26 protein-coding genes are annotated in these 25,542 nt (G+C 39.3%); 23 read left to right on the forward strand and 3 right to left on the reverse strand.

All coding sequences use genetic code 11. The features are described 5' to 3' along the window. The first annotated feature begins 1 nt into the window (after nucleotide 1). The 11 genes from NXS00_RS03220 to NXS00_RS03275 all read left to right on the forward strand — a co-directional run bounded on the left by NXS00_RS03220 (nucleotide 2) and on the right by NXS00_RS03275 (nucleotide 12,881). Nucleotides 2-493, forward strand: a complete 492-nt coding sequence (locus NXS00_RS03220) for a hypothetical protein (RefSeq protein ID WP_258097677.1) — start codon at nucleotides 2-4, stop codon at nucleotides 491-493. 21 nt (nucleotides 494-514) lie between these two features. Continuing rightward, nucleotides 515-1,594, forward strand: a complete 1,080-nt coding sequence (locus tag NXS00_RS03225; protein ID WP_258097678.1) for a TorF family putative porin — start codon at nucleotides 515-517, stop codon at nucleotides 1,592-1,594. A 75-nt stretch (nucleotides 1,595-1,669) separates the two neighbouring features. Next, nucleotides 1,670-3,295 carry a CTP synthase gene (gene pyrG, locus NXS00_RS03230; protein ID WP_258097679.1) on the forward strand — a complete coding sequence of 542 codons (1,626 nt, stop codon included), beginning with the start codon at nucleotides 1,670-1,672 and terminating at the stop codon, nucleotides 3,293-3,295. Nucleotides 3,296-3,314: 19 nt separating this feature from the next. Beyond that, nucleotides 3,315-5,141, forward strand: coding sequence for a membrane protein insertase YidC (gene yidC / locus NXS00_RS03235; RefSeq protein ID WP_258097680.1), 1,827 nt, complete (start codon nucleotides 3,315-3,317; stop codon nucleotides 5,139-5,141). A gap of 131 nt (nucleotides 5,142-5,272) precedes the next feature. Continuing rightward, nucleotides 5,273-6,313, forward strand: a complete 1,041-nt coding sequence (locus tag NXS00_RS03240; RefSeq protein ID WP_258097681.1) for a sensor histidine kinase — start codon at nucleotides 5,273-5,275, stop codon at nucleotides 6,311-6,313. A gap of 198 nt (nucleotides 6,314-6,511) precedes the next feature. Next, complete coding sequence (locus NXS00_RS03245; protein WP_258097682.1) at nucleotides 6,512-7,285, forward strand: ParA family protein; 774 nt, start codon at nucleotides 6,512-6,514, stop codon at nucleotides 7,283-7,285. A 16-nt stretch (nucleotides 7,286-7,301) separates the two neighbouring features. Continuing rightward, the gene (locus NXS00_RS03250; protein ID WP_258097683.1) at nucleotides 7,302-8,192 is read left to right on the forward strand and encodes a ParB/RepB/Spo0J family partition protein; all 891 of its coding nucleotides are present in this window, start codon (nucleotides 7,302-7,304) and stop codon (nucleotides 8,190-8,192) included. Between the two features lie 16 nt (nucleotides 8,193-8,208). Next, complete coding sequence (locus NXS00_RS03255) at nucleotides 8,209-8,772, forward strand: DUF5683 domain-containing protein (protein WP_258097684.1); 564 nt, start codon at nucleotides 8,209-8,211, stop codon at nucleotides 8,770-8,772. Continuing rightward, the gene (gene dapB, locus NXS00_RS03260) at nucleotides 8,772-9,491 is read left to right on the forward strand and encodes a 4-hydroxy-tetrahydrodipicolinate reductase (RefSeq protein ID WP_258097685.1); all 720 of its coding nucleotides are present in this window, start codon (nucleotides 8,772-8,774) and stop codon (nucleotides 9,489-9,491) included. Before NXS00_RS03255 ends, dapB begins: the two co-directional genes overlap by 1 nt. A gap of 3 nt (nucleotides 9,492-9,494) precedes the next feature. Further along, nucleotides 9,495-10,940, forward strand: a complete 1,446-nt coding sequence (gene lepB, locus NXS00_RS03270; protein WP_308708395.1) for a signal peptidase I — start codon at nucleotides 9,495-9,497, stop codon at nucleotides 10,938-10,940. A gap of 87 nt (nucleotides 10,941-11,027) precedes the next feature. Further along, the gene (locus tag NXS00_RS03275) at nucleotides 11,028-12,881 is read left to right on the forward strand and encodes a cation:proton antiporter (RefSeq protein ID WP_258097686.1); all 1,854 of its coding nucleotides are present in this window, start codon (nucleotides 11,028-11,030) and stop codon (nucleotides 12,879-12,881) included. Nucleotides 12,882-13,051: 170 nt separating this feature from the next. Here the strand turns inward: NXS00_RS03275 and NXS00_RS03280 are convergent, their stop codons facing one another. Both NXS00_RS03280 and ung read right to left on the reverse strand, forming a co-directional pair. Next, entirely contained in the window at nucleotides 13,052-13,198 is a 147-nt protein-coding gene (locus tag NXS00_RS03280; protein WP_258097687.1) for a hypothetical protein, read from the reverse strand. Nucleotide 13,199: 1 nt separating this feature from the next. After that, nucleotides 13,200-13,862, reverse strand: a complete 663-nt coding sequence (ung, locus tag NXS00_RS03285; protein ID WP_258097688.1) for a uracil-DNA glycosylase — start codon at nucleotides 13,860-13,862, stop codon at nucleotides 13,200-13,202. Between the two features lie 78 nt (nucleotides 13,863-13,940). Between ung and apaG the strand changes: the two genes are divergently transcribed. The 12 genes from apaG to NXS00_RS03345 all read left to right on the forward strand — a co-directional run bounded on the left by apaG (nucleotide 13,941) and on the right by NXS00_RS03345 (nucleotide 24,772). After that, entirely contained in the window at nucleotides 13,941-14,327 is a 387-nt protein-coding gene (gene apaG / locus NXS00_RS03290; RefSeq protein WP_258098441.1) for a Co2+/Mg2+ efflux facilitator ApaG/CorD, read from the forward strand. Nucleotides 14,328-14,501: 174 nt separating this feature from the next. Continuing rightward, complete coding sequence (locus tag NXS00_RS03295; protein WP_258097689.1) at nucleotides 14,502-15,179, forward strand: O-methyltransferase; 678 nt, start codon at nucleotides 14,502-14,504, stop codon at nucleotides 15,177-15,179. 65 nt (nucleotides 15,180-15,244) lie between these two features. Then, nucleotides 15,245-16,174: a DUF8428 domain-containing protein gene (locus NXS00_RS03300; protein ID WP_258097690.1), complete on the forward strand. Its 930-nt coding sequence runs from the start codon at nucleotides 15,245-15,247 to the stop codon at nucleotides 16,172-16,174. 77 nt (nucleotides 16,175-16,251) lie between these two features. Further along, nucleotides 16,252-16,608, forward strand: a complete 357-nt coding sequence (gene rpsF / locus NXS00_RS03305; RefSeq protein ID WP_258097691.1) for a 30S ribosomal protein S6 — start codon at nucleotides 16,252-16,254, stop codon at nucleotides 16,606-16,608. Next, nucleotides 16,605-16,856 carry a 30S ribosomal protein S18 gene (rpsR, locus tag NXS00_RS03310; protein WP_258097692.1) on the forward strand — a complete coding sequence of 84 codons (252 nt, stop codon included), beginning with the start codon at nucleotides 16,605-16,607 and terminating at the stop codon, nucleotides 16,854-16,856. The genes rpsF and rpsR overlap by 4 nt, the downstream gene beginning before the upstream one ends. Nucleotides 16,857-16,863: 7 nt before the next feature. Continuing rightward, nucleotides 16,864-17,307: a 50S ribosomal protein L9 gene (gene rplI / locus NXS00_RS03315; protein WP_258097693.1), complete on the forward strand. Its 444-nt coding sequence runs from the start codon at nucleotides 16,864-16,866 to the stop codon at nucleotides 17,305-17,307. An 84-nt stretch (nucleotides 17,308-17,391) separates the two neighbouring features. Further along, nucleotides 17,392-18,360: a GSCFA domain-containing protein gene (locus NXS00_RS03320; protein ID WP_258097694.1), complete on the forward strand. Its 969-nt coding sequence runs from the start codon at nucleotides 17,392-17,394 to the stop codon at nucleotides 18,358-18,360. 53 nt (nucleotides 18,361-18,413) lie between these two features. Continuing rightward, nucleotides 18,414-20,450: a thioredoxin domain-containing protein gene (locus tag NXS00_RS03325; RefSeq protein ID WP_258097695.1), complete on the forward strand. Its 2,037-nt coding sequence runs from the start codon at nucleotides 18,414-18,416 to the stop codon at nucleotides 20,448-20,450. 103 nt (nucleotides 20,451-20,553) lie between these two features. After that, entirely contained in the window at nucleotides 20,554-20,778 is a 225-nt protein-coding gene (locus NXS00_RS03330; protein WP_258097696.1) for a hypothetical protein, read from the forward strand. Between the two features lie 43 nt (nucleotides 20,779-20,821). Beyond that, a complete protein-coding gene (priA, locus tag NXS00_RS03335) occupies nucleotides 20,822-23,287 on the forward strand; it encodes a replication restart helicase PriA (protein ID WP_258097697.1) in 2,466 nt (821 codons plus the stop codon). Beyond that, complete coding sequence (locus NXS00_RS03340; protein ID WP_258097698.1) at nucleotides 23,287-24,015, forward strand: hypothetical protein; 729 nt, start codon at nucleotides 23,287-23,289, stop codon at nucleotides 24,013-24,015. Before priA ends, NXS00_RS03340 begins: the two co-directional genes overlap by 1 nt. Beyond that, on the forward strand, nucleotides 23,987-24,772 hold the full coding sequence (locus tag NXS00_RS03345; RefSeq protein WP_258097699.1) for a DUF6048 family protein: 786 nt from the start codon (nucleotides 23,987-23,989) through the stop codon (nucleotides 24,770-24,772). The genes NXS00_RS03340 and NXS00_RS03345 overlap by 29 nt, the downstream gene beginning before the upstream one ends. Here NXS00_RS03345 and surE read toward each other — a convergent pair. Beyond that, nucleotides 24,769-25,542: a 5'/3'-nucleotidase SurE gene (surE, locus tag NXS00_RS03350; protein ID WP_258097700.1), complete on the reverse strand. Its 774-nt coding sequence runs from the start codon at nucleotides 25,540-25,542 to the stop codon at nucleotides 24,769-24,771. The two genes, NXS00_RS03345 and surE, sit on opposite strands and share 4 nt — an antisense overlap.

A 25,542-nucleotide genomic window follows, 5' to 3' on the forward strand; every position in this document is an offset into this window, starting at 1 on the left:
CATGAAAAAGATATACTTACCCATTCTTATTTTCTTGTTGACTTTAGGTGTGTCCTATGGACAAACAGATGCAATGGAAAAATTAGAGGCTGCTAAAATAGCTTTGATCACCGAACGACTGGAGCTCACCCCAGATCAGGCAGAGAAATTTTGGCCTATCTACAGACAGTTCGCTGATGAGCAAAAATCACTACGAAGAGAGTTCCAACAGCTCAAGCAGGGATATGATCCTTCCCAAGCTACTGAAGCTCAGAATCAACAAATGCTAGACGAAGGACTTAAGATAAGAGAAAAGCAACTCAATCTAGAAAAGACCTATTCTTCTAGAATGCAAGAGGTTATCTCCACCAGACAGCTGATGAATTTGCGTAAAGCAGAAGACGATTTCAAACAGATGTTGCTTAAGCGAATCAAAGAGCAGCAGCAACAGCGTCAAGACCTACAAAACCAACGATTAAGAAATAATGAAAATATGAGGCAACGCAAGAATTAACCAAACTACCACTACCTGATATTGAGACATTTAATCGCCATTTTATTCCTAGCAACAAGCTATCAACTAGCTTTTGCTCAACAGAATACGCTTTCTGTAGAAGAACAATTAGCCCAAATAGAGGCTGAGATGGATTCTATGTCCATTTTTCTCTTATTGGATAGCGTATTGACTAGCGCTAAAGATTATAAATATTCTGAATTGGACTTCAGAATGAGTTACAACAGCAACATTACCAGTGCTGGACGCAACTATGATTTCAATCAGCAAAACATGTCTCCAGGTGTTTCCTATTATCATAAAAGCGGGGCATTCCTTGACTATTCTGGTTTTTGGAACTCTGGAGTAGATCCAAAGTATAACCTCTCCGTATTTTCCGCTGGATACATGGGGAGACTCGGTAAAGACTGGGGATTCAGTTCATCTTATGAGCGCTGGTGGTATCATGGAGCATCCAACAGCCTCAACAATACCTTGAGCAATACGCTCATATTTTCTAAAAAGTATATTTATGCCTCTCTGGATTACAGCATGCTGTTCGGGGATGGATTAGCTCATCGATTGGTAGGAACAGTTACTGGATCCATCAATCTCGGCAATTGGTGGAAATTTAACTCTATCAAAATCCTACCGTCTGCCTCCACAATCTTTGGTAATGCTGAAATCACCGTATTGTATGATGGTACTTTGCTTGAAGAACTCCGAAGCAATGATTATTTAAGAGAGAATTTGTCCGCCAGAGAGTTTTTAGAATATGCGAATAGCGTAATGAGCGATGAAGAAAAAGCGATTCGTAGAGAAATTTTAGAATCCACATCCCGGAGAGATCCAGAGCGGCAACGTCAACTCGCTGTTTTATATCTATCAAATCCAGACATCTACAATTATATCATCAACATCCTGGATATTTCCGAAAATAAATACGGCATAATGAACTACAATTTCTCATTGCCAATCATTCTATCTTCCAAAAAACTTTCCCTAATAGTTAGTTACACTTATTCTATTCCAGTGAGTCTTCCAGGTGAAGATTTTAGCATGGACCCTATCGGATTTTTCGGAGCCTCAGTCATTTATAGAATTCCTTTCAAGAATAAGTAAACCATAAGGTTCATATTTACAGGAATCCCCTATCTTTGCATCCCGTAACAATACGATCAGAACAACACATTCTTAATGTCCAAAGCAAAATACATCTTCGTTACGGGCGGCGTAACTTCCTCGCTGGGAAAAGGTATCATTTCAGCCTCTTTAGGTAAGCTTCTTCAAGCGCGAGGTTATTCTGTAACCATCCAAAAATTTGACCCTTACATCAATATTGATCCGGGAACACTTAATCCTTATGAGCATGGCGAGTGCTATGTGACTGATGATGGTGCCGAAACCGATCTTGACTTAGGACACTATGAGCGTTTCCTGAATATCCCTACATCTCAGGACAATAACGTAACTACTGGAAGAATATATGACAATGTGATTCAAAAGGAACGTAAAGGAGAATTCCTTGGTAAAACCGTTCAGGTAGTTCCTCACATCACAGATGAGATTAAAAACAACATTTACAAGCTTGGTGAAACTGGCAAATTTGACATTGTTATCACGGAGCTAGGTGGATGTGTTGGTGATATCGAATCACTTCCATTCATAGAAGCAGTTCGTCAGGCAAGACTAGAACTTGGTCCTACCAACTGCATCTCCATTCACTTGACACTTGTACCATATTTAAAGACAGCAGGTGAATTAAAAACCAAGCCTACACAGCACTCAGTAAAAGAATTGTTAGAGGCTGGAATTCAGCCAGACATCCTTGTATGTAGGTCTGAATATCCGCTTAATTCTGACATTAGAAAGAAACTAGCACTATTCTGTAACGTGCCTATCAACTCGGTAATCGAATCATTAGATGCAGAAACCATCTATGATGTGCCGATCTTGATGAGAAAAGAAAAACTGGATGAGCGTGTTTTGGCTAAGTTCAAACAGTCTTACAAAAGAGAACCAAAAATCGACGCCTGGAAGGAATTCTTAGGAAGATTGAAGAATCCTACATCTCAGGTTAGAATTGGTTTAGTTGGAAAATACGTTGAGCTTAAGGATGCTTATAAATCAATTGTAGAAGCCTTCGTACATGCAGGAGCTTACAATGAAAGTAAAGTAGTGCTCAACTGGATTCACGCTGAAGAAGTAGATGAATCAAATACCGATAAACTTTTCAAAGAATTGGATGGTATCCTAGTGGCACCAGGGTTCGGAGAAAGAGGTATCGAAGGAAAGATTTTAACGGTGAAATACGCAAGAGAAAACAAGATTCCTTTCTTCGGAATTTGTCTTGGAATGCAAGTAGCTGTAATAGAATTCGCTAGAAATGTACTAACGCTTAAGAAAGCTAACAGTACAGAGATGGATTCTAAAACAAAATACCCTGTGATTGACATCATGGAGGATCAGAAAAACATCAAGAACATGGGTGGAACCATGCGTCTAGGTGCTTATGACTGTAATATCAAAAAAGGCACGAAAGCATACAATGTTTACGGCCATACTAAAATATCTGAAAGACACCGTCACAGATATGAATTCAACAGCCAGTTTTTAGCACAGTACGAAGAAGCAGGTATGATCGCTTCTGGTACTAACCCTGACACTGGACTGGTAGAAATTATGGAAATCCAGGACCACCCATGGTTCGTTGGAGCTCAATTCCACCCAGAATTAAAATCTACTGTGGTTAATCCACACCCACTATTCGTGAAATTCGTCAAAGCGGCGATCAATTATCGTAGAGAAAAAGAAAGCAATTAATAAGTAGAGATAGAGAATAATGGATAGAAATCAATTAATTGGATTGATAATGATGTTGGTGTTTATCACCATCTACTTTCAGTTTTTTGCTCCGGAACCGCCGGAGCCAACCGATCCATCTGCCATTAACGTAGGTGACACAATCGTGGTAAGAAATGACTCTTTAGCAGCAACAACTCCTACCACTACCCTTTCAGATAGCGCAAAAGCTAAGCTCAATGAAATGAAATATGGTTTGTTCTCTCCTGCATCTGTAGGAACTGAAGAAATCACTACGTTCGAAAATGAGCAAATGATTGTGTCGTTCTCCTCAAAAGGTGGAACAGTACAAAAAATCGTTTTGAAAGAGTTCGAAGACTTCAGAGGAAACCCTTTGGTTTTAATTGACGATGCACATGCTGCTCAGCATATTTATGTTGAGCACTTGTCTAGAACGATCGACTTATCAGAACTATACTTCACTTCCAAAGGGTCAGGTAAAGTTCTTCAAAGTGGCGACACTACTACTTTGGCATATCAAGTGACATTACCGGAAGGTCAATCATTGACATATACCTACACCATTCCTGGTGAAGGATACGAGATTGGCATGACAGTTCGTCAAAACGGATTAGAGTCTATCATTGGTCAAAACGTGAAGTTCGCATGGAATCAGCGAATGAACCGATTGGAGCAAGACTTCAAAGATGCTAGAAACAGATCAACTGTTATCTACCGATTCACCGATGGTGATGTAGATGAGCTAAAAGCTCAATCAGAGGAGCGTGAAGAAGAAACGTTGGAACTTGCTACATCTTGGGTGTCTTTCCGTCAGAAGTTCTTTACTTCTGCAATTATAGCTAGCAAACCATTTACTAATGGTAATGTATCTAGTTATATCAACTTCCAGGATTCAAGTGCTATTAAGAACGTTCAAATGGCCATGAACATGCCTTATGGAGATTTCATTGGCAACACAACAGACTTCAAATTCTACTATGGTCCTAACAACTACAGCATTCTTAAAGACGTAGCTCCTGATTTCTCAGAAAACGTAGAGTTAGGTTGGAGTGTATTGAGGTGGATCAACAAGTTTGCGATCATTCCGATCTTCCACTTCCTGGAAAGATACATCAGCAATTACGGTATCATTATCATGATTATGGTAATCATCATTCGTATTGTACTTGCTCCATTGACTTATAAGTCACACATGGGAATGGCTAAAATGCGTGTATTGAAGCCAGAACTTGATGAAATCAAGGAAAGAAATGATGGCGACATGCAGAAAGCTCAACAAGAGCAGATGGCTTTGTACCAAAAGGTAGGTATCAACCCATTGAGTGGTTGTATCCCGATGCTTTTACAAATGCCAATCCTTTTCTCGATGTTCTACTTCTTCCCGAACTCGATAGAACTAAGACAAGAAAGCTTCTTGTGGGCGCACGATTTATCTACTTATGATAGTATTTTAAATCTGCCATTTACAATCCCATTCTATGGTGATCACGTGAGTTTGTTCACGTTATTGATGACGGCTTCTACTATTCTTTACACCTGGTCTAACAGTCAGGTAACAACTGTACAAGGCCCGATGAAGTCTCTTCAGTACGTAATGCCTATCATGTTCTTGTTCTTCCTGAACAGCTACTCTGCAGGTCTTACGTTCTATTATTTCGTATCCAACATCGTTTCTTTCGCACAGATCTCTTTATTCAGAAAGGTGATTGACGAGGACAAGATCTTGAAGAAACTAGAAGAGAACAAAAAGAAAAATGCCAACAAAAAGAAGTCTTCTTTCGCTCAAAGATTGGAAGAGGCTATGAAGGCTCAAGAACAAAAAAAGAAGCAGACTAAAAAGAAATAGACTAGTCACTACAAGATTTTCTAAGTTCACACGCCCAGACCTGAGTCTGGGCGTTTTTTGTTTTTGAGGTATAAGCAAATCAACTATTTTTATACTAGCGAAACTTTATACTATCAACCTTCCATGTCACTATGAAAATCTACGGAATCCTTTCTAAGGTACCTTTTCTCAAGAGGTATTCTTTTAAATTCCTTTTTGTTGCATTTCTTGGCATCCACATTCCATTACTGGCAGTAATTGGATTTATCCTGTACAATCAGGGAGGTGGCTTCTCAGCAATGAATGTTTTCCTTCTTGTTTTGGTGTTTACATTGATTGCCACGGTAATTACTTTGTTTACACTGAATAGCTTATTGGCCCCATTATTAAAGACAAAAACTTCATTGGAGGAATATGCTGATCATGGATTAATTCCCAACATTCCTACAGGCTATAATGACGAAGCTGGTATTGTGATGAAAAACGTTCAAAACACTATTGTGAAAATAGAGAACATGCTCTCTACACAAAGGGACCTTACTTCGCTCCTTTCACATGATTTGAGAACGCCTATTGCTGAAATGATCGGTGTGGCCCAGGTAATGGATCCAGATGACAAAGAAGATCATGAGCTGATGGTGAAACAGATTGTTAAGTCTGGTGAGAACCTTTTGGAAATGCTCCAGTCAATTCTGACAATGATGAAACTAGATACTTTGGAGCTTGCACCTGAAGACAAAGCCAAAACATCACTTCACAGCATGGTGAATCATGTGATAGAACAATCTTCCAGCCGTTTGAAAGCAAAGCGATTGCAAATAAGCAATGAAGTTAATCCAGAAGCTGATATTGAAGTAAATGAGACCTTCTTCGAACATGTGGTTAGCAACTTGATCAACAATGCTATCAAATTTTCACATGAGGGCAATATTATTACCATTTCGTCTGTCTCGAATCATGGTGAAGTGACATTGATTGTAAAAGACCGTGGTATTGGATTAGAATCTGGAACTGAGCACCTGATCTTCCAACGTTTCACAAAACATGGACGAGAAGGAACCAAGAACGAAAAAAGCACTGGATTGGGCCTATATCTCACGAAACGTATTGTAGAACTTCACAATGGAAAGATTGAAGCCAGCAGCGAAGGCAGGGATAAAGGCACTACCTTCAAAGTAAAAATTCCAGCATAAACTGAAATAAAGAATTATCATCAAAGTAATCAACGACTTATACACATTCAAAATGTTAATTACTTGATTATTAAGCAACTAGATAAAAGCATAATATAAGTCATATCAAATCTTTTGGCGTGTGTCTTTATCTTGTGTGCAGGTTAAATATATTTGTGTCCTTTTCATTTTAGAAAAGATCCAAAACTCTTCGAAACTATGGGTAAAATCATTGCTATAGCAAACCAAAAAGGTGGAGTTGGTAAAACAACTACAGCTATTAATCTGGCAGCAAGTCTTGCTGCTTTGGAGTTGAGAACGCTTATTGTGGATGCTGATCCGCAGGCTAACGCAACTTCAGGTGTTGGAAAGAACCCTAAAGAAGTAGAAGTCAGTGTGTATGAATGTATGGTAGACGGTGCTGATGTTGAAGAAAGCATTGTCACAACAGATATCAAATATCTAGACTTATTACCTTCTCATATTGACTTAGTTGGTGCGGAAGTGGAAATGGTAAGCATTGCTGAAAGAGAAGAAAAAATGAAGCAATCCCTTGCCAAGGTTCAGGATAACTACGACTTCATAATTATCGATTGCTCTCCTTCACTTGGTCTGATCACTGTAAATGCACTAACTGCTGCAGATTCAGTAATTGTACCAGTACAATGTGAGTATTTCGCACTTGAAGGACTAGGCAAACTTCTTAACACCATCAAGATCATCCAAAACAGACTGAATCCTGAGTTGGAAATTGAGGGAATTCTATTGACGATGTATGACTTACGTCTAAACTTATCCAATCAGGTAGTAGATGAAGTAAGAACGCACTTCAAGTCAATGGTATTTGACACATTGATTCCAAGAAACATCAAGCTAAGTGAGGCTCCAAGTTTTGGTGCACCTGCTATTGCACATGATGCGGAGAGTAAAGGTTCTCTTGCGTACCTAAACCTGGCACGTGAGATTATGCAACGCAACGAAGTAACAGCGTAAATACTGAATGGCAGAGATGGCGGATAAGAAGTGGAAAAAGAAGACTGGATTGGGAAGAGGGCTTGGAGCTCTACTCGAAGATTCAGATGAAAAAAAGGAAATTAGTGGTTCTGGCGCCACCATCAAAGGTGCCATCAATGAAATTCCTGTTTCTGCGATAGAGGTTAACCCTTTCCAACCCAGAACGGATTTCAATGAGCAAGCTCTAGAAGAACTAGCAGAATCTATTCGTGTACAAGGCATCATTCAGCCAATCACGGTTAGAGCTCTTAATGACAAAGAATTTCAGTTAATCTCCGGGGAACGTAGACTTCAAGCAAGTAAGCGTGCAGGCCTGGAGATGATCCCTGCGTATATTAGAACCGCCGATGACCAGCAAATGCTGGAAATGGCGTTGATTGAGAACATTCAGAGAGAAAATCTTAATGCGATTGAAATAGCATTGAGTTATCAACGTTTACTTTCAGAATGTGACCTCAAGCAAGAGCAATTGGGAGATCGAGTTGGTAAAAACAGAACAACCGTAAACAATTACCTACGATTGTTGAAATTGCCACCTGATATTCAGATTGCTCTTAGAGACGGCCAGTTATCAATGGGACATGCAAGAGCTATCATCAATATCGAAAATATTGATCAGCAGCTGGACATCTTCAAAAAAATCATTGCAGAAGGTCTTTCTGTTCGAAAAGTTGAGGAATTGGTAAGAGACCTTGGCAAGAAGAAAGAAGCTCCGCAACCAAAGGAAGAAGTTAACCCGGAGATTACTAACTTGCAGAAAAAATTAACGTCGCACTTTGGGACAAGTATTAAGATCAAAGCAGATAAAAACAACAAAGGTGAAATCAAGATTCCTTTCGTATCAGCCGAAGAACTTGAGCGAATTCTTGAGCTTCTCCAGCTTTAATAAAACACTCAGAGTCATGGCGATACTGTTCGTCATGACCCTTCCCCTACTATCTTCCGGACAAATCAATCAATCTGATTCCATTTTTCTCAACCGGGAGGATATCGAAACGATAGAAACCTATTCTCAACTAGACCCGAACAAAGCAGCGATTTTTTCGGCTGTTCTTCCTGGTTTGGGACAAGGGTACAATAATCAATACTGGAAAATCCCTATTATTTACGGTGGCGGGCTATTAATTGGTCACTACATCAACTACAATCATCGGATATATCATGAGTTTAGGAATGCTCTAATCGCAGAAGCTGATGGAAATCCTAACACTATAAATCCTTACGAGGGTCGCTTTTCTACAGAAGCATTACAAAGACAAAGGGACGCTTTTAGACGTAACCGTGATATGCTAATCATCATAGCCGGAGCATTTTATTTGTTGAATATTGTTGATGCGCACGTATCTGCCCATTTGCATGAATTTGACATCAACGAGAACCTTTCCATGAAAGTATCCCCTTCTATTCAGTCAAGTCCATTATTTTCGCAAGCAGTTGGACTTTCTGTTTCATTAAGACTGAAATAATGCGAATAGCACTTATAGGATATGGCAAGATGGGTAAATCCATCGAAGCAATAGGAAAATCAAGAGGTCACGAGATTAGCTATGTGATTGATCAGAACAATCAGCATGACATCAATTCTATTTCTCCTGATAACACTGATATAGCCATTGAGTTTTCTCAACCTGATTCGGCATACAATAACATCATCACTCTTCTCAACAATAGAGTAAAGACACTTGCTGGAACAACCGGCTGGTTAGACAAGTATGATGAAGTAGTAAAGTTATGTAATGACAAAAACGGAACATTCTTGTATGCTTCCAACTTTAGCATTGGAGTGAATCTATTCTTTGAGCTGAACGAATGGTTAGCCAAGAAAATGGCTCAGCTAGAAGGGTTTGAAGTGAAAATGGAAGAAATCCATCACATTCATAAAAAAGATGCACCGTCTGGTACTGCCATCACACTTGCTGAAGGAATCATGGACAACAACTCAGCTAAAAAGAGTTGGGTAAATGAACTAACTGAAGACACATCTAAAATAGGCATCGCCTCTATCCGTGAAGGAGAAGTTCCGGGTACTCATTCAGTGCATTACGACTCTCCTTTAGAATCCATCGAGATCAAGCACATTGCGCATGACAGAAAAGTTTTTGCAGAAGGTGTAATAAAAGTAGCTGAGTGGGCTACTAACGAGACCGGTGTTTTATCAATTAAAGACTTTTTAAATCAAGACTAATAAATGTACTTAAACGATTTTAGCCTTACGTTCACACTTGTATTTGTACTAGGATGGTATGCATTGCAATCCATCTCTTATTACAAGTTTTTCGAGAAAGCTGGAAAGCCAAGTTGGATTGGCTTCGTTCCTTTCTACAATTATTACGTGCATTTAGAGATTGTAGGAAGACCAAAATGGTGGATCTTTTTATTGTTCGTGCCTGTAGTCAACTTTTTCATAGCACTAACTATTCACTTAGATCTTCTCAAGTCATTTGGTAAATATTCGTACTTTGATCAAAGTGTTGGGGTGATTTTAGCACCATTCTACATGACATATGTAGCTTGGAGCGACACCAAATACCTAGGTAAAGCCACTGAACTTCCTAAAAGAAAAAGAACATTCTCTCAAGAGTGGTTTGAAGCGATCGTATTCGCAGTATTCGCTGCAACTTTCATTAGATGGATCTTCATGGAAGCTTATGTGATCCCTACTCCATCTATGGAGCGCTCTTTATTGGTTGGTGACTTCTTGTTCGTTAGTAAAATCAATTACGGGCCTAGAACACCAAAAACACCCATTCAAATTCCTCTTACTCACGCAAAAATCTGGGGAACAGAATCTCCATCATATGTAGACTGGGTACAGCTTCCACAGTTCAGACTTCCTTCTCTAGGAAAAGTAGAACGCAATGACGTGGTAGTATTCAATTATCCTGTAAACGATAAATACAACCAACGTCCTGATGGTGATTACCACCCATTGGACCTTAAAACACATTACATCAAAAGATGTGTGGCAGTTCCGGGCGATGTTTTGGAAGTAAAAGACACTAAAGTGTTCATCAATGGTGAAAAAGGGAAAGATCCTGAATTAATGCAGCATTTGTATTTCATTTTTACCAAACAAAATCTTCCTGAAAGATTCTTTAATGAACACAATCTAACTTATAACTCTACTGAATCTCGAGGTTATTCGGTTCATGCTACATACGAATCCATATCATCCATTGAAAATTTCGATTTTATTGATTCGGTTCAGATATTCAATAGACCAGTTGGAGTCGTAGAATCAAACATTTTCCCTAATTCAGATTATTTTCCTTGGAATGGAGACAATTTTGGCCCATTAGAAATCCCAGGAAGAGGGGTTACAATCAAAATTGACGAAAACAATTTAGCGAAATATGGTTCAACCATTCAGAATTATGAAGATCTGGATGATGTAAAAATAGAAGGAAACAAACTATTTATTGATGGTCAAGAAGTTGGTGAATACACCTTCTCAAAGAACTACTACTTTATGATGGGTGATAACCGTCATAACTCAGACGATTCCAGATATTGGGGATTCGTACCTGAAGATAACGTTGTAGGTGAAGCATCATTCATATGGATGTCTATGGACGATAAGGGATCTTTCTTAAACAAAATCAGATGGAATAGACTTTTTAATCCTATACACTGATTCCATTAGAAAATTTTAACCCAATCCCGGGTATCGGTATCATGTTTTATATCGATATTCGGGATTAGTTATTAATAGCGAATTAACATGTTAGAACTGGCAAGCATTTTTGTATTAGGGATTTTTGCTCAATGGTTGGCATGGAAAATCAAACAACCGGCCATTCTCCCATTGATTCTTATTGGTTTGGCAATCGGTCCTCTTTCTACTTTTTTTACGGAAGATGGTTCCAAACTGATAGATGGTGATGCCATTTTCACCGGAGACTTGTTATTCTCGTTCGTATCCATTGCTGTTGGAGTTATTCTTTTTGAGGGCGGTCTTACCCTGAATATCAAAGAAATCAGAAGTCTTGCAGGAACAGTTCGCAACCTATTAATAATTGGCTCACTTGTCACTTTTGTTGGTGGTGGACTTTCTGCGCACTATATCATGAACTTGAGTTGGCAGATGTCCTTCCTATTTGGGGCACTGATCATCGTATCTGGCCCTACTGTGGTCATTCCAATCCTTAGAAACGTTCGACCAAACTCCAATGTCAACACCGTTTTAAAATGGGAAGGCATTCTTATTGATCCTTTCGGTGCGTTGGTCGCTGTATTGATGTATGAATTCATCTTATCATCCAAGCATGGCAAGGAATACCCGATGGAGGTCTTTCAGGACTTCTTCATCACGATATCTGCCGGTGTAGTTGCTGGTGGTCTTGGAGCGTTTTTCTTGTATTCTTTGATTCGTAATAAAGCACTACCGGAATACTTAAGAAACGTATTTACCTTGGCTTTAGTAATCTTCACCTTCGCATTCTCTGAATTGATTCATGCAGAAGCTGGGCTGATGGCCGCTACGGTCATGGGAATCGTTTTAGCTAATGTCAAATTGGAGGAATTGAAAAAGATTCTTTCTTTCAAAGAAGACATTTCCGTGATCTTGATCTCTGTATTGTTCATACTTCTCTCCTCTCGAATTGATTTTATTCAGATTGAGAAATTAGGGCTATCGAGTATCATTTTATTCTTGATAGTAATCTTCGTTATTCGACCTGTAGGAGTAATTCTTAGCTCTTGGAAGTCTAACCTTAACTGGAAAGAAATCGCCTTTATATCCTGGATTGGCCCAAAAGGAATTGTTGCAGCTGCAGTAGCTTCTCTCTTTTCACTTGATCTGCTAAATGAAGGATCTTATGTGGATCCAAAAGAAGCTGAACTGCTGTTACCTCTGGTATTTTCAGTGATTGTAGGAACTGTTGTGATACAGGGATCTTCTGCTAAGTTTATTGCCAAACTGCTTGGTGTGGTGCGTAAAGAACCAACAGGGTATATCATTGTTGGAGCAAATGAACTGGCACGTAAAATAGCTCAGCGATTAAAAGAAGGTGGACTTTATGTGTTATTGGTGGACACCTCTGCTCCTAACATCAAAGAAGCTAAGAAAAGTGGGTTAAGAGCAGTTCAGGCAAACGTATTAGCAGAATCTATCTTTGATGATATTGACCTATCTAAAATTGGAAAGCTTGCTGCTATCACTTCTAATAGTGGTCTAAATGATCTGGCTTGTAAATGGTTTGAAAAGGAACTTGGTGATGAAAATGTCTATCGTCTGGCCAGTAAAGAAGAATCAGACAATGCGAATCTTCCCCTACCAGATAGCGTGTTGTTCCACAGTCGTGTAGACTTTGTAATGCTGGTGCAAATCTTGCGGAATGCAGATGCTTATCATGAAATACACTTTGAGAATAATTCAGAATATGACGATTTCATATCCAAGCATGAGTCGAAGATCATACCAATGTTCTTCAAAACTGCAGACAGTATTGAACTCATCACTGGGATGACGGTAAAAAGTGAGAAGCACGAATCACTCATTTACTTAACGAAACCAGGTGCGGTGCTAGAAACTGAAGAGGAAACAGAAGATGATGTTTCAGAAAATGAAGATTGATTAAATAGATTTGAAAAACCCTATCAATAATATTATTCCCCAAAAGACCGCAATTCCTAAAATAATGAATAGGATCATTGCGAAACATCCTTTTAACCTTGCCCCTTCTTCAGACACAGGCATATATTGCCTGTTGTGATGGCTATCTTGGCTATACACTTAGTTATCAGTTAATCAGTAATGGCTCCAAGACTGTTGATGTAAATCGCGACTTCTCTAATTACAAAAATGCTTGCAAGTATGAACGCAACGAGCATAAAAAATCCTGGCAGTGTATTTCGAGCTTCCCTTTTCGACTGATAAGGGTTATTACTCATACTACCAATTTATAACATCTTTGCCGTTTTTCCTCAAATACTCATTGGTTTTTGAGAAAGGTTTACTACCAAAAAAGCCTTTGTGAGCAGCAAAAGGAGAAGGATGCGCTGATTGGATCACATAATGCTTCGAGGTGTCAATGACACTTCCCTTTTTCTGGGCATACGCTCCCCAAAGGATGAAAACCAGTCCCTCTCGTTCAGAAGACAGTTTTTGAATGACTGCATCCGTAAATTCTTCCCAACCTTTGTTTTGATGTGAGCCCGGAGTACTTGCTCTAACCGTAAGCGTAGCATTCAATAGAAGTACACCTTGCTTGGACCAACATTCCAAACTTCCATGAGGTGGCATGTCCACTCCCAGATCGTCTTTTAACTCTTTGAAAATATTGACCAATGAAGGAGGCATTCGCACCCCTTCTGCCACCGAAAAGCAAAGCCCATTTGCCTGCCCAGGCCCATGGTAAGGATCTTGACCAATGATGACCACTTTCGTTTGATCCAATGGGCAATACTGAAAGGCATTGAAAATCTGACTACCTGGTGGGTATATCCTATGTTGTTGATACTCAGACTTTACAAAACTCACTAAATTTTTAAAGTACTCTTTTTCAAATTCTTCGTCCAATAAAATCTTCCACGTAGGTTCAATTCGTACTTCCATAGATCAATTCAAAACTTTCGTCAATTTTGTTGGCAATTTAACAGAGAAATCATATAAATTTCCCTTGGAAACATGGCAATGACTACAGACATAACAAAAGGAATCAAAGTAACCGTTGATACTGAATATCAGCAGGAGTATTCCAACCCTGTGCAGAAGCATTATGTTTTCACTTACCAGATCACTATTGAGAACCTGAGTGATAAAACAATTCAATTGCTTTCCAGACATTGGGACATCATTGATTTGACATTCCCTAAGCGCGAAGTAGATGGTGAAGGTGTTGTTGGTAAGCAACCCATTCTTGAGCCTGGCCAAATGCACCAATATGTATCTGGATGCAATCTAAAATCTGGATTTGGAAAAATGTTTGGCTATTACACCATGGAAAGATTGGTGGATGGCAAGCAGTTCAAAGTCAATATTCCTAAGTTTGAAATGGTTGTTCCTTTCAAACTAAACTAATCTCCATTTTATTTGCCCTAAAGAATTGTTCTCCTATTCTCTTTTGGACATATAAAAGTACCCATTAACTTTACGATCAAACTCTGGTAATTGGCATCTCCCCTTTACACATTTTCCTCCTATTTGACCTACAGATGGCGAGCAGTCAACGCTCATGGCTTACACTCCCCTTTCATGTTTGAACTTTACAACAAGGTGATCAAGAAATGGGATGATCAGGAAAGTAACAGATTGCTGCAGCATCGCCAAGTAGATAATCCCAATCAGATCATTAAGTACACTGATCCTAGATATCTGGAAGATATCACAACTTCTGTAGGCAGATTGGCTAGTCGTGTAGCAAGTACCCATAAGTTTTCATACTTCTTGTACAAACTAATCAATCACATGCAGTATGATCGCATTTTAGAAGCAGGCACATCATTGGGAATAAACGCTACTTATCTTGGAAGTACCAAAGCGTCCAGAGTCTGGACAATGGAAGGAATTGAAGAAATAGCAGATCTTGCCATAGAACGCTTTCAGAAACTAGAATATGATCATGTTAGAGTGGTTAAGGGTCTTGTAGAACATACCTTTAGAGATTCTTTGGGGTTAAACCCTGATATGATTTTCATTGACGCAGATCATCGCTCAGAAGCAATCTTCTGGTATCTACGCATCATCAAAGAAATGAACATCCAACCCAAGTGTATCATCATTCACGATATCTACTGGTCCAGAGACATGAATAAGGCCTGGAAGCAGATCGTGAAAGATGAGCAATACAGCTTAACGATCGACATTTTTCAAGCCGGAATTATTTTTCCAGATCACCCTATGGAAAAGCAACATTTCGTCGTTAAGTTCTAAAAACGCAGGAATTATTATATTCACGCTCAAACACCTATTTTTGCTCGAAATTTTGATTTTATACAATGGAAGACAATCAGCAACAACAAGAAAATTACACACAACCAAAACCAAAGAAGGACCGAACTCCTCTATTTATAGGAATTGTGGTAGTGCTATTGGCTGCTGTCATATTCTTATACTACACTTATGACAACCTGAAAGCTGACAAAGAGGCTCAGGCAATTGAGTTGAACAATACACTTCTTAATTTGGACAGTATTTCAACTGAGCTAGACGCCAAAATCATGACCATTCGTGAGCTAGGTGGTGAAGTGGACACTTTGATGAAGGTTAAGGAAAAGCTACAGGCAGAGCGCAAGCTATTGCTTACAGAAATCAGCAATCGTAAAAACATGATTTCAGAATTGAGAGACCGTGTGGATGGCTATAAGCAATTGCTACTTGCTAAAGATGTGGAAATAGAGCAGTTAAAAGAGATCAACGATCAGTTGATGACTGAGAATACAGAATTGAAGACTGAAAAGCAGCAATTGAATGATTCGTTGAGTAAAGCGAACAAAACAACTACCGAACTTCAGGAAAAGGTTGCTTTCGCTTCTCGCTTAAAAGTGGAAGGAATGACTGTTTATGCCGTTAATGAAAGTGGTAAAGAACGAGAAACTGAATTCAGAAATCGTCACATTAATCAGTTAAAAGTGAAATTCACTGTAGCTGAAAACAAAGTAGCCCCTATTGAAGGAAAAGAGATCTTGATCCGCATAGTAGCTCCTGATGGTAATGTATTGTTTGATGTAACGAGAGGTTCTGGTTCATTCATGTTTGAAAACAGGGAGCTTTTCTATACGGCTAAACAAGAAATCCTTTACGATAAGAACAGCCAGGAAGTAACTATGTTTTACGACAAAGGCAGCGAATACGCTGAAGGAAGACACATTGTTGATGTGTACACCGACGAATACCTGATGGGCACTGGTACTTTCACGGTTAAATAAATAAGCAAATGGTGTTTTTATCCAAAAAATACCTACTTTTGCACTTCAATTTTTAATAGTTCATTTTATACACAATTATGAAAAATTACGAAACAGTATTCATTTTAACTCCCGTTTTGTCTGAGGCTCAGATGAAGGATGCTGTTGAAAAGTTCAAAGGTGTATTGGTTGATGCTGGAGCAAAACTAGTTAATGAAGAAAACTGGGGCTTGAAAAAGCTTGCTTATCCTATTCAATCAAAATCAACTGGTTTTTACCAACTCTTTGAATTCGAAGCAGAAGCACCTGTAATCAACAAGCTTGAGACTGAGTACAGAAGGGATGAAAAAGTTATGAGATTCCTAACTACAGCACTTAGTAAGCATGCTATTGTTTACAACGAAAGAAGAAGAAAAGGAGAATTCAACAAGAAAAAAGAGGAGGTAGCGTCATGACATTACAGAACGAACCTATCAACAGAGAGCAGAAAAAAGAAAAATACTGCCGATTCAAAAAGACTGGTATTAAATACATTGACTACAAGAATCCAGATTTCTTGTTGGCATTTGTAAACGAGCAAGGTAAACTTCTTCCAAGAAGAATTACTGGTACAAGCTTAAAATACCAAAGAAAAGTAGCTCAGGCTGTAAAAAGAGCAAGACACCTTGCTTTCTTACCATATGTTACAGACTCTCTAAAGTAAGATAAGGATGGATATTATATTAAGAGAAGATATCAAAGGTCTAGGATACAAGAACGATATCGTGAGCGTAAAGCCAGGATACGGCAGAAACTATCTTATTCCCCAAGGAATGGCAATCATTGCTAGCGATAGCAACAAGAAAATGATCGCTGAAAACGTAAGACAAGCATCTCACAAAGCTGAGAAAATCAAAGCTGATGCTGAAGAATTGGCTGCTAAAATCGGCGAAACAGTTATCGAGATCAAAACAAAAGCTGGTGAAACTGGTAAGATCTTCGGTGCTGTAACAGCACTTCAAGTTGCTGACGCTCTTGCTGCTAAAGGTTTTGAAATTGACAGAAAGAAAATCTCTTTCGTTGGTTCAATTAAAGAACTTGGTGAGCACAAAGCAGTACTTGATCTACACAAGTCAGTACATCATGAAATTACTTTGAACGTAGTTCCTGAGTAATTATCAACAATAACTTAATCAAACCCTGATTTCGTAAGAAGTCAGGGTTTTTTGTTTGTATCAGTTCTTGACTATATTTCAAAAGTGTTCACACTTCCCTTCCATATACCTCCAAACCCCGTTAAAATCCGACTGAAAGACCCAATTTTTAGTATTGGTTCGTGCTTCTCAGACAATATGGGTTCTAAACTTAGGGAATATAAGTTTGATATAGTGACGAACCCTCTTGGCATTATCTATAACCCCTACTCCACTTTCAAGAACTTAAAATTGATCTTAAGTGAAGGCATTGACCCTGATAATTTTATCAAAAGTGGCAATATCTATTTCCATTGGGATACTCACAGTGCCATCTCCGGTACTGATTTAAACAACTTCAAGACATTACTAGAAGATCGATCCAGACTCTCCAGACAGAGTTTGATAGCAGCCGAATGGCTGATTATCACCTTCGGAACAATCTATGCCTACAAATACAAAGGGAATGACAAGATTGTAGCAAATTGTCATAAGATTCCGCAAAAAGAGTTCGAAAGAATCACTCTTACCCAGGAAGAAATTATTGAAGATTACCAGGAAACGTTGGAACTGATTAGAACGATCAACCCGAATCTGAAAGTAATTCTCACGGTAAGTCCCGTTCGACATGTAAGAGACGGGCTTATAGAAAACAATATCAGCAAAGCAACACTAATTAGCGCTGTTCACGAGATCGTAAAACAGGATGCTAACTGTTACTACTTCCCATCCTACGAAATTATGATTGATGAACTCAGAGACTATCGTTTTTACAAAAGCGATATGATTCATCCATCGAGTCAAGCCGTTGATTATATCTGGGCAAAGTTTGGACAAGTTTTTTTCAATCAAGAAACGTTGAAATTCATCGATAACTGGAACAAAATACTTAAGTCACTTTCTCATAGACCGTTCCATCCACACTCTCCAGAACATCAAAAGTTCTTATTGAGTACCATAAAAAAACTCGAACAACTCGAAAGCAAAGTTGATGTAACGGAAGAAATCAGCTATGTCAAAAACCAACTCATCTAATGAGGTGTTGTTTAGTTTTTACATCTATTCTAATTCTCACAAATTGCCAGCAAATGTCATCTGAACGCACCAGCGATAATCAAAACAAACTAGCCAACTCCACGAGTCCTTACTTACTTCAGCACGCTGACAACCCTGTCAACTGGTACCCATGGGGTGAAGAAGCATTAGCCAGAGCAAAAGAAGAAAACAAGCCTATTTTACTAAGTATCGGTTACTCTTCCTGCCACTGGTGTCATGTGATGGCACACGAATCATTCGAGAACGACACCATAGCTCAGCTGATGAATAAGCATTTCATCAATATCAAACTTGATCGTGAAGAGCGCCCTGACATTGACAATATCTATATGGACGCTATTCAAGTGATGGGTCTTAGAGGTGGATGGCCGCTCAATGTATTTTTGACTGCAGATCAGAAACCATTTTATGGTGGCACCTACTTCCCCCCTGAGCAATGGAAACGACTTTTAGAATCTGTTTCCGATGCTTACACTAACAAGTTTGATCAGCTATCGCAATCAGCGGAGCAATTTGCACAGAACCTCAACCAAAGCGAAGCTCAGAAGTATGGACTTCTCTACGCTGAAGAAGAACTTAAAGACGTGGATTTTGACAAAACCATTGAATCATTAGCTTCCAGGTTCGATGACCAATGGGGTGGTTTTGAGAGAGCACCAAAATTTCCCATGCCTGCTGTATGGAACTATTTATTGACTTATACAGACCTGAATGAGAACGATTCTGTTCAGAATCATCTATGGTTCACACTAGACAAAATGGCTCATGGAGGCATTTATGATCAAATTGGCGGGGGTTTTAGCAGATACTCCGTGGATGGCCAATGGCATGTTCCTCATTTTGAAAAAATGCTTTACGACAATGGCCAGCTCTTAAGCCTCTATGCTGACGCCTATAAAATAACAAAAAACAACCTCTATCTGGAGGTCATCACAGGAATCGTAGACTGGTTATTCAATGAAATGACGGATACCTCTGGAGGTTTCTACAGTGCTTTGGACGCTGACAGTGAAGGAGAAGAAGGCAAGTTTTATGTTTGGACTTTTGATGAGTTCCGTGAAATAGCCGGACAGGACTTCTCTCTTCTAGCGGAGTATTACGATGTGACCAAGCAGGGCAACTGGGAAGATGGCAAAAATGTACTGAGATTACTAGATTCTAAAGAAGCATTTGCTGAGGACATGGAATTGCCTTTGGCCGAAATAAATAAAATCGTCAATTCATTTAAATCTAAGGCTCTAGAAGTAAGAAATAAACGACCTAGACCAGGCCTTGACTCTAAAATTCTCGCTGGATGGAATGGGCTTATGCTTACAGGACTTTGCAAAGTTTATCAAGCTACTGGTGACGAGAAAATCAAAAAATTAGCTCAGAACAATGCCCAATTTTTAAAGAATGAGTTGACCATCAATGGAAAACTTCTTCGAGTAAAAGGGGAATCGATCAATGCTTATTTGGAAGATTATGCAGCAGTAATACAGGCATATATATTGTATTATGAGACCTTCTTTGATGAAGCTTATCTCACCGAAGCGAAGCGATTGACCGAACTGTCTATTTCGGATTATTTTGACAAAGAAGAAAAACTGTTCTTCTATACTAGCAGCGAGTCTGAAGAGCTTATTGCACGCAAAAAAGAGCTTTTTGACAATGTTATTCCTGCTTCCAATTCTATGATGGCAGAAAACCTGTACAAGCTTGGTTTGATGTATGACAATGATTCATTCAAGCAAATAAGCCTTCAGATGGTATTGATGGTCAATAAACTCATCAAACAAGAACCGGAGTATTTGGCAAATTGGGCGAAGGTCTCCTTACAAATGCACCGATCTACCGCAGAAATACTATGTGTAGGCAATGACTTTCAGATACAAATGGAAGAGTTGTATAAAACCTACTTTGGAAACAGTATTCTGATGGCCAATGCCGGTAACAGTGAATTATCGCTATTTGAATACAAAACCCCTGTTAATCAACAGACTACTTTCTTCGTTTGTTACAACAAAGTTTGTGAACGACCAGTCCATGAAATTGATCAAGTTATCCAAAAGGTTCATGAGACAAATTGACAAGTTCATCCATCATCTATTCACTTTCGACCAAATTGCATATTATTATTCAATGAATATCCCTAATTTCATATTCGAATCAAATCACTAACTAGGCCCAAACATGAAGTTATATCACGAGGAGAAAGCATATCTTGCTGAATTTAAGAGCAAGGTACTGAGTGACGCAGAGATTAGTAAGGACGACCTCATGGAAATGATTTCTAAATTTGAAGACGTAGTTGAAATGACTAGTGTCACCGTAAAAATCATCGATAGATTGATGAATAACATTGACAAATTAAAACTAGATAGTCAAAAAGAAATCGCCTCTCTAAAGAAGGATTAACTAACACTACCCTCTCTGCACAAACTGAATTAGATTTGTGTCCTTGAGATTCTTAGAAGTCATATTACCAGTCCCACTCCCGGGAACTTTCACCTACAGTTTTTCTGAATCAGCTTTTCCAAATCCTGAAATTGGATCGAGGGTCATCGTGCAATTTGGCAAACGCAAAATCTACACAGGAATCATAGCAGCCATACATGATGAGGCTCCAAACAGCTATGAGCCGAAAGAAATCATGGATCTGGTGGATGAAGTTCCGATTGTCACCCACACACAACTACAATTTTTTGACTGGATCAGCAGGTACTATATGTGTACCATTGGAGAAGTGATGAATGCTGCATTACCTGCAGGCTTAAAAATCTCAAGTGAATCCTATCTTTCATTAAATCCAGATATAGATCTGGAGGACCTGGACTTAAGCGAAAAGGAAGAAATAGTCATTCGGCACTTGATGAGTGGAGATGTTAAACTCAATGATGTTGGACCAATTCTCGACATCAAATCTCCTTACAATTACGTCAAAAAGCTCAAAGAGAAGAATATCATCCAGGTATTTGAACAGGTCAAAGACAAATACATACCTAAGAAAGAAACCTGGATTAGGCTTAAAGAAGTCTATAACAATGAGGACACGCTTGATCAATTGTGTGAATCCCTGGAGGGCAAACAGAAGCAACTAGAGGTACTTCTCGCCTATTTGCGACTGGTTCCTCTTTTTGAATATCCTAGTAAGAATAAAGACGGAATCTCTAAAAAAGCGTTACTAGCTGAAGACATAAGCGCCTCATCTCTTAAAACACTTACCAAAAACGGATTCTTCGAAGAATGGGAAAAGACAATCTCAAGGCTCGATGGAATACTGGGTGCATCTGAAGAAATAGCTATTGATTTATCTGAAGGCCAAAGTAAAGCGCTTCATGAGATACTTGCAGCTTTCGAACAAAAGTCTACTGCTTTACTTCACGGAGTGACCGGTAGTGGCAAAACGGAAATCTATATTTCGCTGATCCAAAATGTATTAACAAACGGTGGGCAGGTGCTCTACCTTCTACCTGAAATTGCACTAACAACCCAAATCATCAAACGACTCTCCAAAGTTTTCGGTGAGGAATTTGGCGTATTTCATTCGCGCTACTCTGACAATGAGCGTGTGGAGGTATGGCAAAAGGTTCAGAAAGGTGAATACAACTTTGTAGTGGGGGTGCGTAGCGCCGTTTTTCTTCCTTTTACAGACTTGTCTCTGATCATCGTAGATGAAGAGCATGAGCCTAGCTTCAAACAGCACGAACCGGCACCGAGGTATCATGCTCGTGATTCCTCCATTTACTTGTCATCAATTTTTCATGGTAAAACACTTCTTGGCACAGCAACTCCAGCTTTGGAAACCTATACCAACGCCCTGGAAGGCAAATATGGATTGGTAGAACTGACCGAAAGATTTGGATCGGTCACCTTGCCAAAAGTAACTTTTGCAAATCTTGTACTTGAGCGTAAGCAGAACAAGATGAAAGGCAACTTCAGTCTTACTTTGCTCAAAGCCATTCAAGAAACTTTAGAAAGAAACAAACAAGTAATCCTCTTCCAAAACAGACGTGGTTATGCGCCGTATGTCACTTGTCACAACTGTGGGTATATTCCCAAATGCCCTCACTGTGATGTAAGTTTGACCTATCACAGCTACCAAAACCTATTAGTTTGTCATTATTGCGGCTATAAAACCGACATGTTGCTGGAATGCTTTCAATGTCAAAGCACCGAAATAAAGACCATGAGTTTTGGTACAGAGAAAATTGAAGAGGAATTAGAACTGTTGATTCCAGAAGCACGAATTCGCCGTATGGACCTGGACTCTACCAGAAGTAAGTACAGCTATCAGAAAATCATCGATGAGTTTGAAAATGGAGAAATCGATATACTGGTAGGTACCCAAATGGTCAGTAAAGGGCTAGATTTTGAAGGAGTGGAACTGGTAGGAGTATTTGATGCGGACAGAATCATCCATTTTCCGGACTTTCGATCTCACGAAAGAGCTTATCAATTAATTCATCAGGTAAGTGGAAGGGCCGGCCGAAGAGCAGATCAAGGCAAAGTAATCATTCAAACCAATGATCCAGACCAACCCATACTGCAACGTTTGAGATATCAGGACTATCTTGGTTTCTATCAAAACGAACTTTTAGAGCGTCAACAATTCCAATACCCTCCCTTCTACCGCATCATCAACATCACCTTTAAAGATGTAGATAAGCAAGTTGCAGGAGACGCGGCACGTTTTTACAGCATGGAAATACGCAAACATCTCGGTGATGCCCGAGTCAATGGGCCAATTGAGCCATTAATTGGTAAAATACGGAACCAATACTTGTTTGAAATCTTTATTAAAATTGAAAAACAGGGAATAAATCTGGCTGCATTAAAAGAATTCCTGCTTAATTCGCGTAATATATTATTGAGTCAGCGTTCTTATAAGAGTGTTCGTGTCATTTTTGATGTTGATGCCATTTAATGAATAGATACTTAGTCATTTTAGGAGTTTGGATGTTATCTGCATGGGGATGTGATCCGTGTGAAGACTGTGGGGAGCCTTTGGTTTATGACCCATCAGTAAAGGTCGTTTTCATTAATCAAGATAGCATCAATAAGGTCAACGTACTGGTTGCATTTAATGATGATTCGATTACGAAGCTGACTGAATGGAAGTCGGACCTCACCGACTCTATTAATTTCCTGGACGACTCATTAGATGCCTTACAGATCCTTATTGACGATGGTGCAACCGAATATCAAGAAGCATTTGACCGAATTACTTTATTCAATGATTCGCTTGACGTTGTAAGAGACAGTGTAACAAATTATACTAGCTACGTCAAAGCAGAGAATACAGAATTAAAGAGCTTAATCACATTAATGAACAGTGGCAAGGTTCAATTGACCAGTGTAGTGCTGTTAAATAATGGGACAGAGTTGATCTATGAAGACACTATGGCTACTTTCTCGCTACCGTTACTTTTGGGAACCGTTGGAGAATATGCTCAGTCTAATTATGAAATCACAATAATTGATACCGTCTTTAATCTGGATTTCAGTTATATAACCTACGAAACCGTAAATGAGGCTCGAGTTGCTAGTGTGAGAGCTCGAGATCTGGATATTCTGAATAGTGACACTGTTCATGTAAATTGCGCAACCACTGAATGCATCAGCGATGAAACTACAGTTACTGTTTATTTTTAGTCTATTGTCAATTGGATGGCTTTCGGCTCAGGATCGAAACCCACCGGCTAAAATGCCTCCGAAGGGACCTCCTCCAGTGATGAGTGATACCGTTCAGGTGGCAGACACGTTGATACAAGATTCTACCGATGTAGCGGTGGAGATACCTAAAGAACCAGCTCAACCGTTTAGTATTTCATTTTTGATTGATTACGGCAAACCGGCTATTTCTATCGTTAGTGATGAAATAAAATATGAAGCAGGCGTCAACTTATTATTCTTTGATCACTATTCTATTATAGCAGAGTATGGCTATGGCAGTCTTCATCCAAGGAATGCCTTACAGAATGGGAATTATTACTCCGAAGGAAACTATTTCCGCATAGGTGGCGGATACATGAATAACCTTGATGCCAAAAGTAAATTGGGATTTAGTGTTCGATACGGCCAAAGCAGCTTTACCGATAATGGTGAGGTCTACGTAGAAAGTGCGTCAGGTATACAAGAAGGTTATGAAACTACTTTTGGGCCACGTAAATCAGAAGGTCGCTGGGTAGAACTGGTGATAACTTCCGAAAGCAGGATTGTGTTCAATAAAGAAAACCCAGAGGCCAAAATCAATCACTTGTTTTCTCTGGGCTTTCATGCCAGGTTGAGATTCCTCTCATCTTATGATAGATATCCTATTTACGATACCTATGCAATCCCTGGCTATGGAAGAACGGTTAATAATCCCAATCCCGCCGTTAATCTATTCTTAAGATTTACTCCTTTCTAGATATCCCATTCATCATTGAGAATGCGAATAGCGTGATGCCCTGTTAAATCAAACTGACAAGGAACTAATGATACGTAATTATTGGCAATAGCCCACTCATCGTTATCCTCTCCTTTGTCGTGATTCACAAAGTTACCAACCATCCAGAAGTACTTTCTTCCGTGAGGATCAACACGTTGATCAAAGTCTTCTTCCCATCTCGCATTGGCCTGACGACATACCTTCACTCCTTTGATTGGCTCATTCTGCTTTGCAGGAATATTTACATTCAAAGCAATTCCTTTCGGTATGCCTTTCTCTAAGGTCTCCTTGGTAATCTTCAAAATGTACTCATCAAAGTGAGCCAATTCAGTGTCGACATCATAGTCACAAAGGGAGAATCCAATGGCAGGAGTCCCTTCGATAGCCGCTTCAATAGCTGCACTCATGGTACCAGAATACAACACGCTAATAGACGTATTGCTGCCGTGGTTTATACCACTCACTACAAGGTCGGGCTTTCTATCGGTCAACAAATGATGTTTAGCTAGCTTCACACAGTCTGCAGGAGTTCCACTGCATTCATAAGCCATAATGTTTGGACCAAAAATTCTATTCTCTTTTAGCCTCAAGGTATCTCCTACAGTAATCGCGTGCCCCATGCCAGACTGTGGGCTGTCCGGAGCTACTACCACTACCTCACCGAGAGTGGACATGAGTTCAACTAGTTTTCTGATACCATTAGAAGTGATTCCATCGTCATTTGAAACCAAAATCAGTGGCTTAGACAT

It is taken from the genome of Marinoscillum pacificum (genome assembly GCF_024714495.1).
GTDB classification, from domain to species: Bacteria; Bacteroidota; Bacteroidia; order Cytophagales; family Cyclobacteriaceae; genus Marinoscillum; species Marinoscillum pacificum.

Excerpts from the sequence above, each read along its gene's own strand:
- pyrG (WP_258097679.1), top strand. The coding sequence starts at position 1,670 with ATGTCCAAAGCAAAATACATCTTCGTTACGGGCGGCGTAACTTCCTCG.
- rpsR (WP_258097692.1), top strand. The coding sequence starts at position 16,605 with ATGACATTACAGAACGAACCTATCAACAGAGAGCAGAAAAAAGAAAAA.
- NXS00_RS03250 (WP_258097683.1), top strand. The coding sequence starts at position 7,302 with ATGGCGGATAAGAAGTGGAAAAAGAAGACTGGATTGGGAAGAGGGCTT.
- lepB (WP_308708395.1), top strand. The coding sequence starts at position 9,495 with ATGTACTTAAACGATTTTAGCCTTACGTTCACACTTGTATTTGTACTA.
- NXS00_RS03240 (WP_258097681.1), top strand. The coding sequence starts at position 5,273 with ATGAAAATCTACGGAATCCTTTCTAAGGTACCTTTTCTCAAGAGGTAT.
- ung (WP_258097688.1), bottom strand. The coding sequence starts at position 13,862 with ATGGAAGTACGAATTGAACCTACGTGGAAGATTTTATTGGACGAAGAA.
- NXS00_RS03255 (WP_258097684.1), top strand. The coding sequence starts at position 8,209 with ATGGCGATACTGTTCGTCATGACCCTTCCCCTACTATCTTCCGGACAA.
- NXS00_RS03280 (WP_258097687.1), bottom strand. The coding sequence starts at position 13,198 with ATGAGTAATAACCCTTATCAGTCGAAAAGGGAAGCTCGAAATACACTG.
- NXS00_RS03340 (WP_258097698.1), top strand. The coding sequence starts at position 23,287 with ATGAATAGATACTTAGTCATTTTAGGAGTTTGGATGTTATCTGCATGG.
- surE (WP_258097700.1), bottom strand. The coding sequence starts at position 25,542 with ATGTCTAAGCCACTGATTTTGGTTTCAAATGACGATGGAATCACTTCT.
- rpsF (WP_258097691.1), top strand. The coding sequence starts at position 16,252 with ATGAAAAATTACGAAACAGTATTCATTTTAACTCCCGTTTTGTCTGAG.
- NXS00_RS03245 (WP_258097682.1), top strand. The coding sequence starts at position 6,512 with ATGGGTAAAATCATTGCTATAGCAAACCAAAAAGGTGGAGTTGGTAAA.
- NXS00_RS03345 (WP_258097699.1), top strand. The coding sequence starts at position 23,987 with ATGAAACTACAGTTACTGTTTATTTTTAGTCTATTGTCAATTGGATGG.
- NXS00_RS03295 (WP_258097689.1), top strand. The coding sequence starts at position 14,502 with ATGTTTGAACTTTACAACAAGGTGATCAAGAAATGGGATGATCAGGAA.
- rplI (WP_258097693.1), top strand. The coding sequence starts at position 16,864 with ATGGATATTATATTAAGAGAAGATATCAAAGGTCTAGGATACAAGAAC.
- NXS00_RS03300 (WP_258097690.1), top strand. The coding sequence starts at position 15,245 with ATGGAAGACAATCAGCAACAACAAGAAAATTACACACAACCAAAACCA.
- dapB (WP_258097685.1), top strand. The coding sequence starts at position 8,772 with ATGCGAATAGCACTTATAGGATATGGCAAGATGGGTAAATCCATCGAA.
- NXS00_RS03330 (WP_258097696.1), top strand. The coding sequence starts at position 20,554 with ATGAAGTTATATCACGAGGAGAAAGCATATCTTGCTGAATTTAAGAGC.
- NXS00_RS03275 (WP_258097686.1), top strand. The coding sequence starts at position 11,028 with ATGTTAGAACTGGCAAGCATTTTTGTATTAGGGATTTTTGCTCAATGG.
- yidC (WP_258097680.1), top strand. The coding sequence starts at position 3,315 with ATGGATAGAAATCAATTAATTGGATTGATAATGATGTTGGTGTTTATC.
- NXS00_RS03325 (WP_258097695.1), top strand. The coding sequence starts at position 18,414 with ATGTCATCTGAACGCACCAGCGATAATCAAAACAAACTAGCCAACTCC.
- NXS00_RS03220 (WP_258097677.1), top strand. The coding sequence starts at position 2 with ATGAAAAAGATATACTTACCCATTCTTATTTTCTTGTTGACTTTAGGT.
- apaG (WP_258098441.1), top strand. The coding sequence starts at position 13,941 with ATGACTACAGACATAACAAAAGGAATCAAAGTAACCGTTGATACTGAA.